This window comes from Mycobacterium sp. EPa45 (assembly GCF_001021385.1).
In the GTDB taxonomy this organism is placed as follows: Bacteria; Actinomycetota; Actinomycetes; order Mycobacteriales; family Mycobacteriaceae; genus Mycobacterium.
Genome location: NZ_CP011773.1, coordinates 4,408,644 through 4,422,433, shown reverse-complemented (window position 1 = coordinate 4,422,433; position 13,790 = coordinate 4,408,644). Strand labels below are relative to the sequence as shown.

Genomic DNA, 13,790 nt, shown 5'->3' with positions numbered 1-13,790 from the left:
ACGGAGGCGGCCGATGACCAGCGAATCGACAGCGACCCCTGCCCAGCAGATCGCCGCCGGGTACGCGACCGCCGGGGCGACCCTCGACCTCGGCTCGGTGGTCATCGGTGGCGCGGCCGATCCGGCAGCACAGGTCCGCATCCCGCTGGCCATGATGAACCGGCACGGACTCGTCGCGGGTGCGACCGGCACCGGCAAGACCAAGACGCTGCAGGTGCTCGCCGAGCAGCTGTCTGGCGCCGGCGTGCCGGTGATGATGGCCGACGTCAAAGGCGACCTCTCCGGATTGGCGCGACCGGGTGAGTCCAGCGATCGAACCCTGCAGCGCGCCAAGGACACCGGCGACGACGGCTGGACCGGCGCCCCTTTCCCCGTCGAGTTCCTCTCGCTGGGCACCGGTGGCATCGGCGTCCCGGTGCGCGCAACCATCTCTGCATTCGGCCCGATTCTTTTGTCAAAGGTGTTGGGGCTCAACGCTACTCAGGAGTCGACACTCGGGCTGATCTTCCACTGGGCCGACCAGCAGGGACTTCCACTACTGGATCTCAAGGACCTGCGCTCGGTCATCACTTATCTGACCAGTGACGAGGGCAAAGAGACGCTGAAGACCATTGGCGGGGTGTCTGCCCAGACTGCGGGTGTCATCCTGCGCGCCCTGGTCAACCTCGAAGCCGAGGGGGGTGACACCTTTTTCGGCGAGCCGGAGATCGACCCTGCCGACCTGCTGCGTGTCGACGCGCAGGGCCGCGGCGTGATCACGCTGCTCGAGCTCGGCGACCAGGCGGCCCGGCCGGTGATGTTCTCGACGTTCCTGATGTGGGTGCTGGCCGACCTGTTCACCTACCTGCCGGAGGTCGGTGACGTCGACAAGCCCAAACTCGTGTTCTTCTTCGACGAGGCCCACCTGCTCTTCAACGATGCCTCCAAGGCATTCCTGCAGCAGGTCGAGCAGACGGTCAAGCTGATCCGCTCCAAGGGCGTCGGCGTCTTCTTCTGCACCCAGTTGCCCACCGATGTGCCCAATGATGTTCTCTCGCAACTGGGTGCGCGCATCCAGCACGCGCTGCGGGCCTTCACTCCTGACGATCAGAAGGCGCTGTCGAAGACGGTACGCACCTATCCCAAGACTCAGTTCTACGATCTGGAAACGGATTTGACATCGCTGGGCATCGGCGAGGCCATTGTCACGGTGCTCTCCGAACGTGGGGCGCCGACGCCGGTGGCGTGGACCAGGCTGCGCCCTCCGCAGTCACTGATGGACACCATCGGGCCCGACGCCATCAAGGCTGCGGCGCAATCCAGTTCGCTGTTCGGCAAGTACGGCCAAACCGTCGACCGCCAGTCTGCCTACGAGATGCTCGCGGCGAAACTCGCGCCGCCGCCGGAGAAGGAATCCGAGCCCGTCGATCTGCCACCGCTGCTGCCCACCGGGATCGACCTGCCGCCGATGCCGCCACCGGACAGGGCCGAGCCGGGTGTGCTGGATCAGGTGATGAACAGCCCGGCGTTCAAGAGTGCGATGCGCTCGGCCGGCACGGTGATCGGCCGCGAGATCACCCGCAGCATCTTCGGGACGGGTCGCCGCCGCAGGCGCTAGTCGCCACCCAGCTTCTTGTAGACCGCCCCGACGATCGGCGTGACGATCGAGCGCGGTGCGTACCCCGACGCGACCGACATCGCCTTCGACGTCAGCCCTGGTACCACCCGCATCTTGTTGTGCTCCAACCCATCCAGCGAGATCCGCGCCGTGTACTCGGTGTTGATCCACAGGAAGTCGGGGATCAGTCGCTCCACCAGTGACTGCTCCGCCTCATCGGGCAACTCGGTGCGCACCGGGCCGGGCGCCAACACCGTCACGTGCACGCCGGAGCTTTTCAGTTCGCCGCGCAGTGACTCGCTGAACGTGTTGACGAATGCCTTGGTCGCGGCATAGGTGGCGTTGTTCGGGATAGGCGAGTTGCCGGCGGCCGAGCCCGAGATCAGGATGCCGCCGGCCCTGCGGGCGACCATCCGCGGCAGGACCGCCAGTACGAGATCGTGCACACCGAGCACGTTGAGCTGAACCTGCGCGCGCTCGGCCGCCGGGTCCAGCTTCGACACCGGTCCGAACGTGGCCGTCCCCGCATTGGCGCACAGGATCGAGATCTCGCGCCCGGCGAGCTCGTCGGCGAACGCCATCCGGGCGTCCGGGTCGGCGAGATCCACCGCGCGCACCTCGACGTTGACGCGGTAGCGCTCGGTCAGGCGCGCGGCCAGCCCGGCCAGCACGTCGCCGCGGCGTGCGGTGATGAGCAGGTGGTGGCCACGGGCGGCGAGTTCGGTGGCCAGCGCCTCACCGATGCCCTGGGAGGCACCGGTGACGACGGCTCGGCTGTCGGGGGAGGGTGCGGGAACTGGCATGCGGCAATCGTAGGGGGAGTGAGTTCCGGCGGGCAGGAGCGCCAGCGACTCGGGGAGTGGATAGGGTTGCCCGCATGAGCAGGCCGCCGTCGGTTGCCCAGACCGCCGGTCGGTCGAAAGTTGTGGCATGGGCATTGTGGGACTGCGGCTCCACCGGCATGAACGCCATTGTCGCGACATTCGTTTTCGCGGTGTACCTCACCAGCACGGTCGGCCACGGTCTACCCGGCGGTACTTCGCCGGCCAGCTGGCTGGGTCGGGCGCTGGCCATCGCCGGCCTGACCGTCGCGGTTCTCGCGCCGCTCACCGGCGTATTGGTTCAAGCGCCGCAGCGGCGCCGCGCTGCCCTGACCATCCTGTCCGGTCTCGCGGTGGTGTCGACGGCCGCGATGAGCCTCATCCGGGCCGAACCGGCCTACTTCGCGATGGGCCTGGTGCTGCTGGCCTTCACCGCGGCATGCGGCGACCTGGCCAGTGTGCCGTACAACGCGATGCTGCGGCAGCTCACCACCCCGCAGAATTCCGGCCGAATCTCCGGCGTCGGCGCAGCCGCCGGATACTTCGGCAGCGTCGCACTGCTGATCGTGATCTACACCTGCTTCATCGCCGGCAACGGCCCCGAGCGTGGACTGTTCGGAGTCCCGATCGACGACGGTCAGAACGTGCGGGCGGCGATGCTCATGGCCGCTGCCTGGTTCGTCGTCCTCGCGCTGCCGCTGCTGATCACCGCCCACACCCTCGCCCCGATCGAGCTGGAACCCGCACCCGTCGCGCAGGCCAGCGGTTATCGCCAGCTGTGGAACGATCTACGCGCCGAGTGGCGGCGCGACCGCAACCTCGTCTACTACCTGATCGTCAGCGCGATCTTCCGCGACGGCATCGCCGGTGTCTTCGCCTTCGGCGCGGTGCTCGGCGTCGGCGTCTACGGAATCTCGCAGGCCAACGTCCTGATCTTCGGAGTCATCGCCAGCAGCATGGCCGCCCTGGGCGCGGTCCTCGCCGGTCCCGTCGACGACCGGATCGGTGGCAAGCCGGTGATCGTCGCCTCACTGACGCTGATGATTGCCGTCGGCCTGACCCTGCTGTCGCTGTCCGGCCCGATCGTGTTCTGGATCTGCGGGCTGCTGCTGGCGCTCTGCGTCGGGCCGGTGACGACGTCAGCCCGCACGGTTCTGTTGCGGATGGTCAGCGACGGCAAGGAGGCCGTCGCCTTCGGGCTCTACACGACGACCGGCCGGGCCGCGTCGTTCCTCGCGCCGTGGCTGTTCTTCATGTTCGTCGACGCGTTCCACGCCGACCGCGCCGGTCTGGGCGGCTTGTGTGTGGTGCTGACGGTCGGTCTGCTGGGCATGCTCCTGGTGAAGGTGCCCAACCACCGAACGGTCTAGCCGGCTCCGGTGCAGATCGTCAGGCCCCGCCCGGTGCGCTCGCGCACCGACGAGCCGTTCACCGACACGCTGCACGTCACGTCGCGGCCCACGTTGACCACCGCGACGCTGGCCGAGGCCCGCGCCGGCGAGGACAGGCTCACTTCTTTACTCCACGGCAGCATCACGTTGAACTCGGTCTGCATGATGCCGCCGGTGTCGACGTAGGTGATGTTGATCGCGCGGCCGTCACCGGAGACGGTGTAGACGACGGTGTCAGTGCCGGTCGGGCTGGTGGTTTCGGTGGGCGGCGGCGCCGCAGTACCCGGCACGCTGCTGGTGGTCGGCAGCGTGGGCCGCGTCGTCGACGGCGCCACGGTGGTGGCCCGCGGTGTGGTCGCCGTCTCGGACGACAGCGGTGGGAGCGGTGCCACCACGGTCGACTCGCGGGCCGAGCTGGTCACGATCACCAGGGCGATCACCAGTCCGACCACCAGCAGGACCGCGACGGCCGCGGCGATCCACAGCCACTTGGGCGACTTGGGCGGCCCGGGAGGCGGCTCGGGCGGCTCGTTGCCCGGAGGGCCGCCGCCCTGGTACCAGTAGGGGGGCAGCTGCTCGGTGGGCTGCGTCGTCGGTGGGACGCCGGTCTGACCGTAGCCGGGGGTCCCGTAGCCGGGTCCGTAATACTGACCGGCGTAGGCAGGATCGGTGCTCGGCGGATAGCCGTTGCCGGCCGACTGCGTCGGGTCAGACCACTCTGGTCGACGCGGATCGTTCATTCCCACCTCATGCTTGCAGGCTACCTGCGAGTGGCAGCTCCCGGCTCTTGCCTGTTGCTCAGCAACGTGTTTACCACCGGCAAGCAGTGTGGAACGTGTTACTCCAGTAATAGAAACCAAAGAAAGTGAGGTCGCGTGGAGCCCGACGTGCGTGCGACGTACGGCGCATCGCTGTCGCCAGACGCGACGGCATTCGCCCATATCGTCGACGACGGCGGATACCCGCGTGCCGTCCAGCGGTTCCTTCGGGGCTGGCGGGCAAGCTCGTCGCGTGACGTCGAACTTCCGGTAGAAGGCGCGGTCACCAGGGTCATCCACTCCGCCGACGGGCACTGGCTGGCGTGCCAGGTCGCCCCCGAGGGCAGCACCCGAAGCCAGATCTGGGTCGTCACCACCGACCCCGACGACCGGATGGCCCGCCGCATCGACGGCATGGGCTCCGACGGTATGGCCGGCACCGCCGAGCTCATCGCCTGGGACGGCACCCGGGTGTGCGCGATCCTCACCGGTGAGGACGGGGTCGGCCAGTCGAGCCTGATCGACCCGGCGGACGGCAACGTGACGGTGTTGGACCGCCGCTCCGGCGGCCGACTCGTCGACGCGTGGGCCGGTTCGGCACTGATCCGGGTCGGCCCGCGCGGCTACCGAGAGCTGATCATGCTCACCGGCCCGACCGAAATCGCTTTGCTGCCCTCGGATCCCGGCTCATCCACGGATATGGGCGTGATCCTCGACGATCACCATCCGCGACGGCTGCGCTCGGGTGCCGACGGCGAGCACACCACGCTGTACCACCCGGCCTATACCTATGGGCCCGACTTCGCCGACGGCTATGTGCGCGCGCTGATTCGCAGCGACAACGGGTCGGACAACAGCCGCCTGCTCGAAGTGACCGTCACCCCGGACGGGGTGGCTTACCACGTGGTCGCCGAGCGGCAAGGCTACGACCTCGACGAGTTCGCGGTCTCTGACGACTTGTCGACCGTCGCGCTGTTGTGGAACATCAACGGCTGCAGCGAATTACAGATCCTCGAGTACATGGACAACACGCTGAGCGAGCCGATCCCGCTGTCCAACCTGGTGGCCGGTGAACTATCGATCAGCGCGGGCGGGTCGATGGTTGCGATGACACTGCAGGGAGCCGACCTGCCGCGTACCGTCGAACTGGTCGACCCGAGGTCGCGGGAATGGGAACGAATCGATCGCAAGCCCAGCGTCGGTCCGGTCTCGGAGCGGCCGCGATTGCACTTCGTGACTGCCCGCGACGGTCGTTCGCTGACCGGCTGGCTCTATTGCCCCCCGCCCGGTGTCGAGCAGACCGGCATGATGATCTACCTGCACGGCGGCCCGGAAGGCCAAGCGCGCCCGTCGCACAGCGAGATCTTCCCGGGGTTGCTCGACGAGGGCATCGCGGTGTTCACGCCCAATGTGCGCGGTTCGGGTGGGCAGGGGCGGGAATTCGTTCACGCCGATGACAAGGACAAGCGGTTCGCAGCCATCGACGACGTCGCCGACTGCGCGCATTACCTTGCCGAGCAGGGGCTGGCGAATCCAGATCGGATCGCCTGTGCGGGTTGGTCTTACGGTGGCTATTTGACGATGGCTGCGCTGGCCTTCCATCCCGATCTGTTCGTCGCGGGCGTCAGCATCTGCGGGATGAGTGATCTGGGTACCTTTTACCGCAACACCGAGCCGTGGATTGCGGCGGCTTCCTATGCGGAATACGGACATCCCATCGCCGATCGGGATCTGCTGGAGGCGCTCTCACCGCTGCAGCGGGTGGACAAGCTGACCGCGCCGCTGCTGCTCGTACACGGCGGAACCGACACCAATGTTCCGGTCAGTGAATCCGAGCAAATGGTCGAGGCGTTGCGCGCCCGCGGCCGTACCGTGCGTTATCTGCTCTTTGCTGACGACGGTCACGAAATCGTCAAGCGGGAAAACCATGCGGCATTGGCCCGGGCGGTCGCAGATTGGCTGGCCATGGCGTTCGAGCGCAGTGAAAATCCGGATGTTTAAAAAACTTTCGGGCGGGTAAACCCTTGTCCGCCAAGTCCTGCGGATGTTCAAGGAGGCCAACCATGCGAGGCCGCGGAATCATAGGTGTGATCGTGATCGTGTGGCTGCTGATCGGAGTCTTCGCCACCTGGCAGCGCGGTTACTTCTCCAACAGTCAAACCAACTGTGCTACTGCGGGGTCCATCGCCCTGACAGTGGTGGCGGGACCGCTCAATTACGCCGGGGTCAATCCGAAGGTTGCGAGCTGCAATCTTCCGCAACCCAGTCAGTAATTGGCGAAAAGTGTTCAGCAAGTAAGTATCTGGAGGAAACAATGATCGTACTCGGAGCAATTTTGCTCATCCTGGGGTTCGTTCTGAAGGTCCAGATCCTGTGGACCATCGGAATCATCCTGCTGGTGATCGGCGCGGTGCTGTGGCTGCTCGGCGCAGTCGGCCGCCCGGTCGGCGGCAGACGCTACTGGTATTGACCGACGCGCCCGCGGGTGTGATGGTCGGCGGAGGACAACGCCGCCACCGTCATCGCCCGTAGCACGTCGCGTGAACGCCCCTGGTCGGCTCCCCTTGCCGCCAGGGGCTTCATGCTGTGTGGGGTCGAGTTGAGCAGACCGAACACCGCGTGCGCCATCAACCGGGCGTCCGCTTCCGCGATCTCGGGGTTCAGTTGGCGCAGTACCTCCACCCACACCTCGACGTAGCTGCGCTGCGCTCGCCGGACCTGACGCTGCGCCGAGGTCGGCAGGTGGGCAAGATCGCGATCCTGGATGCGGATCAGGTCGGACTCGCCCAGGGCGAAGTCGAGGTGGAATTCGATGAGCCCGGTCAGCGCCGCGGCCGGCTCACCCGCGCCGGCGACGACCTCGCGGGCCCCGGCCAGAAGTCGCGTGCTGATGCCGACCAGAAGTTCGACCAGCAGGGCTTCCTTGTTGGGGAAGTGCCGGTACACCGCTGGGCCGCTGACTCCGGCCGCGGCGCCGATGTCCTCGATGCGGACGGCCTGGAAGCCTTTCTCTGCCATCAACCGTTCCGCGGCCATCAGCAGGGCAGACCGGCGATCCGACTTCTGCCTGCTTCGACGGGTGGGCGTGTCGATGGAGACCCTCCTGCAACGGCTCTGGACGTTTCGGTTAATCTTCACTAACGTTACATCAGTTAGTCGTCATTAACTCAATTTGCGACGGGACATCGACGATGGCATCGCCCCACCGTGAAGCGCATCTGCAGCTTGTCGAGCAGTTGCGCGGCAAGCTGGCCACCGCGGCGCTCGGCGGGCCCGAACGTGCCCGGGAACGGCATGTCGCGCGCGGCAAATTGCTGCCACGCGACCGGGTGGACGGGCTGCTGGATCCCGGCAGCGCGCTGCTCGAGATTGCTCCGCTGGCCGCCGACGGCATGTACGACGACGAGTGCCCGGCGGCCGGGATCATCACCGGCATCGGGCGGGTCTCCGGGCGGGAGTGCATGGTCGTCGCCAACGACGCGACAGTCAAAGGCGGCACCTACTATCCGGTGACGGTCAAAAAGCATCTGCGGGCGCAGGAGATCGCGCTGCAAAACCGCCTGCCCTGCATCTACCTGGTCGACTCCGGCGGCGCGTTCCTGCCCCGCCAGGACGAGGTGTTTCCCGACCGCGACCACTTCGGACGGATCTTCTTCAACCAGGCCACCATGAGCGCGGCCGGCATCCCGCAGATCGCCGCGGTGCTCGGCTCGTGCACCGCCGGCGGCGCGTACGTTCCGGCGATGAGCGACGAGGCGGTGATCGTCCGCAACCAGGGCACCATCTTCCTGGGCGGCCCGCCGCTGGTGAAGGCCGCCACCGGCGAGGTGGTGACGGCCGAGGAGCTCGGCGGCGGCGACCTGCACTCCAAGACCTCGGGCGTGACCGACCATTTGGCCCACGACGACCGTGACGCCCTGCGCATCGTGCGCCGCATCGTCGCCACCCTCGGCCCGCGCGAGCCGCGGCCGTGGGACGTGCGCGCATGCGTTGAACCGATCGCCGACCAGCAGGAGCTCTACGACGTCGTCCCGGTCGACGCACGGGTGCCCTACGACGTTCACGAGGTCATCACTCGCATCGTCGACGGCGGCGAATTCAGTGAATTCAAAGCCGAATACGGCACCACTCTGGTCACCGGCTTTGCGCACATCCACGGCCATCCGGTCGGCATCGTCGCCAACAACGGCGTGCTGTTCGGCGAATCCGCGCTCAAGGGAGCGCATTTCATCGAACTATGCGACAAGCGGATGGTGCCGCTGCTGTTCCTGCAGAACATCACCGGTTTCATGGTCGGTCGCGACTATGAGGCCGGCGGCATCGCCAAGCACGGCGCCAAGATGGTGACCGCGGTGGCCTGCGCCCGGGTGCCCAAGCTGACGGTTGTGATCGGCGGATCTTACGGGGCGGGCAACTACTCGATGTGCGGGCGAGCCTACTCGCCGCGATTCCTGTGGATGTGGCCCAATGCCCGGATTTCGGTGATGGGCGGCGAACAGGCGGCCTCGGTGCTGGCCACAGTGCGCGGGGAGATGACGCCCGAGGAAGAAGACGCCTTCAAGGCGCCGATCCGCGCGCAGTACGAACATCAGGGCAACCCGTACTACTCGACCGCACGGCTGTGGGACGACGGAGTCATCGATCCTGCCGATACCAGAACTGTTCTGGGACTGGCACTCTCGGTGACCGCCAACGCTCCCGTAGAGGCCGTTTCCTACGGCGTCTTCAGGATGTGACGATGTTCAACACTGTGCTGGTCGCCAACCGCGGCGAGATCGCCGTGCGGGTCATTCGCACATGCAGGGCGATGGGCATTCGTTCGGTCGCCGTCTACAGCGACGCCGATGCGGGTGCGCGTCATGTCACCGAGGCTGACGTCGCCGTCCGCATCGGGCCGCCGCCGGCCCGGCAGAGCTACCTCGACATCCAGGCCGTCGTCGGCGCCGCGCTGCGTACCGGCGCCCAGGCCGTCCACCCCGGATACGGATTCCTCTCGGAGAACTCCGAATTCGCCGCAGCACTGGAACAGGCGGGCCTGGCGTTCATCGGGCCGCCGTCGGCCGCGATCCGCACCATGGGCGACAAGATCGCGGCCAAGGCGACGGTCTCGAAGTTCGGCGTCCCGGTGGTACCCGGTATCGCCCGTCCGGGACTCACCGACGCCGAACTCATCGAGGCCGCCGGCGACATCGGCTTCCCGATCCTGGTCAAGCCCTCCGCAGGCGGCGGCGGCAAGGGTATGCGTCGAGTAGACGACCCGACCGACCTACCTGCCGCGCTGGCCGCCGCCCGACGCGAATCCGGTGCGGCCTTCGGCGACGACACGCTGTTCCTCGAGCGGTTTGTGCTGCGGCCCAGGCACATCGAGGTTCAGGTGCTTGCCGACGGCTTCGGCAATGTCGCGCATTTCGGCGAGCGAGAGTGCAGTCTGCAGCGCCGTCACCAGAAGGTGATCGAGGAGGCGCCGTCACCGCTGCTGGATCCGCAGACCCGGGCCAGGATCGGAGCGGCGGCCTGCGACACCGCCCGCAGCGTCGACTATGTCGGCGCGGGCACCGTCGAGTTCATCGTGTCCGCGGACAAGCCTGACGAATTCTTCTTCATGGAGATGAACACCCGACTGCAGGTCGAGCATCCCGTCACCGAATTGGTCACCGGTTATGACCTCGTCGAGTGGCAGGTGCGGGTCGCAGCCGGGGAGAAGCTGCCGTTCACCTCCGACGACATCACGCTGACCGGGCACGCCATCGAAGCTCGCGTGTACGCCGAGGACCCCGGTGCGGGGTTCCTGCCGACGGGTGGGTCGGTACTCGGACTTCTCGAACCGTCCGGCGAAGCAGTCCGGGTGGATTCGGGCCTGGCACCGGGAATGACGATCGGCAGCGACTACGACCCGATGCTGTCGAAAGTGATCGCTTACGGTCCCGACCGTGCCGCTGCGCTGCGCACCCTGGACCGGGCACTGTCGCAGACCGCGGTCCTCGGTGTGGGCACCAACATCGAGTTTCTGCGTTTTCTGCTGGCCGACGACGACGTGGCGGCGGGCCGGCTCGACACCGGCCTCATCGACCGGACGCCGTTCGTTCCCGAGCCGGCCGGTGACGACACGTTCCTCGCCGCGGCGGCCTACCGCTGGCTACAACGCTGGCCGGCAGCGTCAGCGGACCTGTGGGATGTGCCGTCGGGCTGGCGAGTCGGGGCACCCGCACCGACCAGCATCCGGCTGCGCGCCGGTGAGCGGACCGACCACGTCCACATCACCGGAACTCCGGCCGGTGCGTCCGCGCGCATCGAGGACGGCGAAAGTCATTCACTGTCAGCACAGTTGGACGGCGACGAGATTGCTGTCACGATCGACGGTGTCCGCAGCGTGTTCACCGTGGCCGCCGGTGATCACCAGATCTGGCTGGCCGGTGACGGCCGCTCGGTAGTGCTGGAGGAAATGCGTGAAGCACCGGTGCGCCCGGACGACGAGCACAGTGGCGATGCCGAACTCGTCAGTCCGATGCCCGGTTCGGTTGTGGCGGTCGGCGTTTCCGACGGTGACGAGGTCATTGCGGGAACCGTGGTGGTCGCCGTCGAGGCGATGAAAATGGAACACTCACTCACAGCGCCGGTCGACGGGGTCGTCGAATTGCTCGTCGCCGTGGGCGATCAGGTCAAAGTGGGGCAGCTGCTGGCCAAGGTCGCAGCGAAAGAACAGAAAGCACAGTGATGACTGACTACCTGTCCACGGGAACACTTCCCGACGAATACGCGCAGCTCGCCAAGACGGTGCGCGACTTCGCGCGTACCGTCGTCGCCCCGGTGGCCGCCGAACACGATGCAGCGCACACCTTCCCGTACGAGGTCGTGGCGGGCATGGCCGAGATGGGCCTGTTCGGTCTGCCGTTTCCCGAGGAGTACGGCGGCATGGGCGGTGACTACTTCGCCCTGTGCCTGGCACTGGAGGAACTCGGGAAGGTCGACCAGAGCGTCGCGATCACACTGGAAGCCGGGGTCTCGCTGGGCGCGATGCCGGTCTACCGATTCGGCAACGACGCGCAGAAGCGGGAATGGCTGCCGCAGCTGACCAGTGGGCAGGCTCTGGGAGCCTTCGGCCTCACCGAGGCCGGTGGCGGCACCGACGCGGGCGCCACCAAGACCACCGCACGCCTGGACGACGGCCACTGGGTGATCAACGGCTCCAAGCAGTTCATCACCAACTCCGGTACTGATATCACCCGGCTGGTGACCGTCACGGCCGTGACCGGAGGCGATGGTGACAACCGGGAGATCTCCTCGATCCTGGTGCCGGTGCCCACGCCCGGCTTCACCGCCGAGCCGGCCTACGACAAGGTCGGGTGGAATGCGTCGGATACTCACCCACTGAGTTTCGACGATGTTCGCGTACCGGAGGAGAACCTGCTCGGTGAGCGCGGCCGTGGGTACGCAAACTTCCTGCGAATCCTCGATGAGGGCCGGATCGCGATCGCCGCACTGTCGGTCGGCGCAGCGCAGGGCTGTGTCGATGAAAGCGTGAAGTACGCCGCCGAGCGTGCGGCCTTCGGCCAGCCGATCGGGAAGTTCCAAGCCATCGAGTTCAAGATCGCCCGCATGGAGGCTCGCGCACACGCGGCCCGCACCGCCTACTACGACGCGGCGGCGCTGATGCTGGCCGGCAAGCCGTTCAAGAAGGAGGCGGCCATCGCCAAGCTGGTCGCCAGCGAGGCCGCGATGGACAACGCCCGTGACGCCACCCAGATCCACGGCGGCTACGGTTTCATGAACGAATACACCGTCGCCCGGCACTTCCGGGACAGCAAGATCCTCGAGATCGGCGAAGGGACAACCGAAGTGCAGCTGATGGTCATCGCCCGGCAGATGGGACTGTAGGTGAGCGAGTCGTCCGGGGAGAAGGTCGTCGTCCAGCGCGGCCTGTGGTACGAGGAATTCGAACTCGGAGTGCGTTACGTGCACGCCCCGGGTCGCACCATCACCGAGGCGGACAACGTCTTGTTCACCACGCTGACGATGAACACCCAGGCGCTGCACCTCGATGCGGCCTTCTCCGACGCGCTGCCACCGTTCAACCAGCGGCTGGTGAATTCCATGTTCACGCTGTCCACCCTCGTGGGACTGTCGGTGACGCAGCTGACCCAGGGCACGATCGTCGGCAATCTCGGTTTCTCCGACATCGCTTTCCCCAAGCCGCTTTTCCACGGTGACACGATGTACGCCGAGACCGTCGTCACGGACAAGCGGGAGTCCAAGAGCCGCCCCGGCGAGGGCATCGTCACGTTCGCGCACACCGCGCGCAACCAGCACGGTGACGTCGTCGCGACGGCGTCGCGCAAGACCATGGTCCGGAAGAAGCCCACCTGATGGCACTGGACAATCCGGGACCGGCCTGGCTGTTCTGCCCCGCCGACCGTCCTGAGCGCTTCGGAAAAGCCGCTGCCGCAGCCGATGTCGTCATCCTCGATTTGGAGGACGGGGTGGCGGCCAAGGATCGGGAGGCCGCACGCGAGGCGCTGGTGGCGACACAGCTCGATCCCGGCCGCACCGTGGTACGGGTGAATCCGTCGACCACGCCCGATCATCCGCTCGATCTCGAGGCGCTGGCCCGCACGCCGTACACCACGGTGATGCTGGCCAAGACCGAGTCGGCGCAGCAGGTGACCGCGCTGGCGCCGCTGGATGTTGTGGTCCTGATCGAGACCCCGTTGGGGGCGCTCAATGTCGTCGAGTCGAGTCGGCCAGACAACGCGTTCGCCGTCATGTGGGGCGCCGAGGACCTGTTCGCCGTCCTCGGTGGTACCGCCAACCGGTATCCCGACGGCTCGTACCGCGAAGTCGCCAAGCACGTGCGGTCGCAGAGCTTGCTGGCGGCCAAGGCATATGGCCGGCTCGCACTGGATTCGGTGTTCCTGGACATCAAGAATCTCGACGGGCTGCGGGCCGAAGTGGATGACGCCGTGGCCGTCGGTTTCGACGCCAAAGTGGCGATCCATCCTAGCCAGATAGCAGTGATCAGGGAGGGCTACCTTCCTGGCGCTGAGCAGGTAGGTTGGGCGCGACACGTGCTTGAGGCGGCCCGCAATGAACGCGGTGTCTTCCAATTCGAGGGCATAATGGTAGATGCCCCGGTGCTACGGCGAGCAGAGCGCATAGTCCAGCTAGCGCCCGACCCCGGTCACTAGCTGGAGCCTGCTACAACAGGTTTGCTCCGACCGCCTCTGCA

Annotated in this window: 13 protein-coding genes; 10 read left to right on the top strand and 3 right to left on the bottom strand. The window is 66.7% G+C overall.

What is annotated here, in order from left to right; genetic code table 11:
* Nucleotides 1–13 precede the first annotated feature (13 nt).
* Nucleotides 14–1,597 (top strand): helicase HerA-like domain-containing protein, encoded by a 1,584-nt coding sequence (locus AB431_RS21115; RefSeq protein ID WP_047331574.1) that lies wholly within the window; start codon nt 14–16, stop codon nt 1,595–1,597.
* Here the strand turns inward: AB431_RS21115 and cmrA are convergent.
* Nucleotides 1,594–2,400, bottom strand: a complete 807-nt coding sequence (gene cmrA / locus AB431_RS21110) for a mycolate reductase (RefSeq protein ID WP_047331573.1) — start codon at nt 2,398–2,400, stop codon at nt 1,594–1,596. The genes AB431_RS21115 and cmrA overlap by 4 nt on opposite strands.
* A 74-nt stretch (nt 2,401–2,474) precedes the next feature.
* On the opposite strand from cmrA, the gene AB431_RS21105 reads away from it, so the two are divergent.
* On the top strand, nt 2,475–3,788 hold the full coding sequence (locus AB431_RS21105) for an MFS transporter (RefSeq protein ID WP_047331572.1): 1,314 nt from the start codon (nt 2,475–2,477) through the stop codon (nt 3,786–3,788).
* Here the strand turns inward: AB431_RS21105 and AB431_RS21100 are convergent.
* On the bottom strand, nt 3,785–4,549 hold the full coding sequence (locus AB431_RS21100; RefSeq protein WP_047331571.1) for an MmpS family transport accessory protein: 765 nt from the start codon (nt 4,547–4,549) through the stop codon (nt 3,785–3,787). The genes AB431_RS21105 and AB431_RS21100 overlap by 4 nt on opposite strands.
* Nucleotides 4,550–4,684: 135 nt before the next feature.
* Between AB431_RS21100 and AB431_RS21095 the strand changes: the two genes are divergently transcribed.
* From AB431_RS21095 to AB431_RS31050, 3 genes are all read left to right on the top strand, one after another.
* Nucleotides 4,685–6,568 carry a S9 family peptidase gene (locus AB431_RS21095; RefSeq protein ID WP_047331570.1) on the top strand — a complete coding sequence of 628 codons (1,884 nt, stop codon included), beginning with the start codon at nt 4,685–4,687 and terminating at the stop codon, nt 6,566–6,568.
* A gap of 62 nt (nt 6,569–6,630) precedes the next feature.
* Nucleotides 6,631–6,840, top strand: coding sequence for a hypothetical protein (locus tag AB431_RS21090; protein ID WP_047331569.1), 210 nt, complete (start codon nt 6,631–6,633; stop codon nt 6,838–6,840).
* A 41-nt stretch (nt 6,841–6,881) separates the two neighbouring features.
* The gene (locus tag AB431_RS31050) at nt 6,882–7,037 is read left to right on the top strand and encodes a DUF6131 family protein (protein WP_096311946.1); all 156 of its coding nucleotides are present in this window, start codon (nt 6,882–6,884) and stop codon (nt 7,035–7,037) included.
* On the opposite strand, the gene AB431_RS21085 is transcribed toward AB431_RS31050, so the two are convergent.
* Nucleotides 7,025–7,660 carry a TetR/AcrR family transcriptional regulator gene (locus AB431_RS21085; RefSeq protein WP_047333661.1) on the bottom strand — a complete coding sequence of 212 codons (636 nt, stop codon included), beginning with the start codon at nt 7,658–7,660 and terminating at the stop codon, nt 7,025–7,027. The genes AB431_RS31050 and AB431_RS21085 overlap by 13 nt on opposite strands.
* A gap of 98 nt (nt 7,661–7,758) precedes the next feature.
* Between AB431_RS21085 and AB431_RS21080 the strand changes: the two genes are divergently transcribed.
* From AB431_RS21080 to AB431_RS21060, 5 genes are read left to right on the top strand one after another with little or no spacing between them, the layout of a single operon-like run.
* The gene (locus AB431_RS21080) at nt 7,759–9,303 is read left to right on the top strand and encodes a carboxyl transferase domain-containing protein (RefSeq protein ID WP_047331568.1); all 1,545 of its coding nucleotides are present in this window, start codon (nt 7,759–7,761) and stop codon (nt 9,301–9,303) included.
* 2 nt (nt 9,304–9,305) lie between these two features.
* Nucleotides 9,306–11,282, top strand: coding sequence for an acetyl/propionyl/methylcrotonyl-CoA carboxylase subunit alpha (locus AB431_RS21075; protein ID WP_047331567.1), 1,977 nt, complete (start codon nt 9,306–9,308; stop codon nt 11,280–11,282).
* Nucleotides 11,282–12,442, top strand: coding sequence for an acyl-CoA dehydrogenase family protein (locus tag AB431_RS21070; RefSeq protein WP_047331566.1), 1,161 nt, complete (start codon nt 11,282–11,284; stop codon nt 12,440–12,442). The genes AB431_RS21075 and AB431_RS21070 overlap by 1 nt, the downstream gene beginning before the upstream one ends.
* A complete protein-coding gene (locus AB431_RS21065) occupies nt 12,443–12,931 on the top strand; it encodes a MaoC family dehydratase (protein ID WP_047331565.1) in 489 nt (162 codons plus the stop codon).
* Nucleotides 12,931–13,749 (top strand): CoA ester lyase, encoded by an 819-nt coding sequence (locus AB431_RS21060; RefSeq protein ID WP_047331564.1) that lies wholly within the window; start codon nt 12,931–12,933, stop codon nt 13,747–13,749. Before AB431_RS21065 ends, AB431_RS21060 begins: the two co-directional genes overlap by 1 nt.
* The last annotated feature ends 41 nt before the right edge of the window (nt 13,750–13,790 follow it).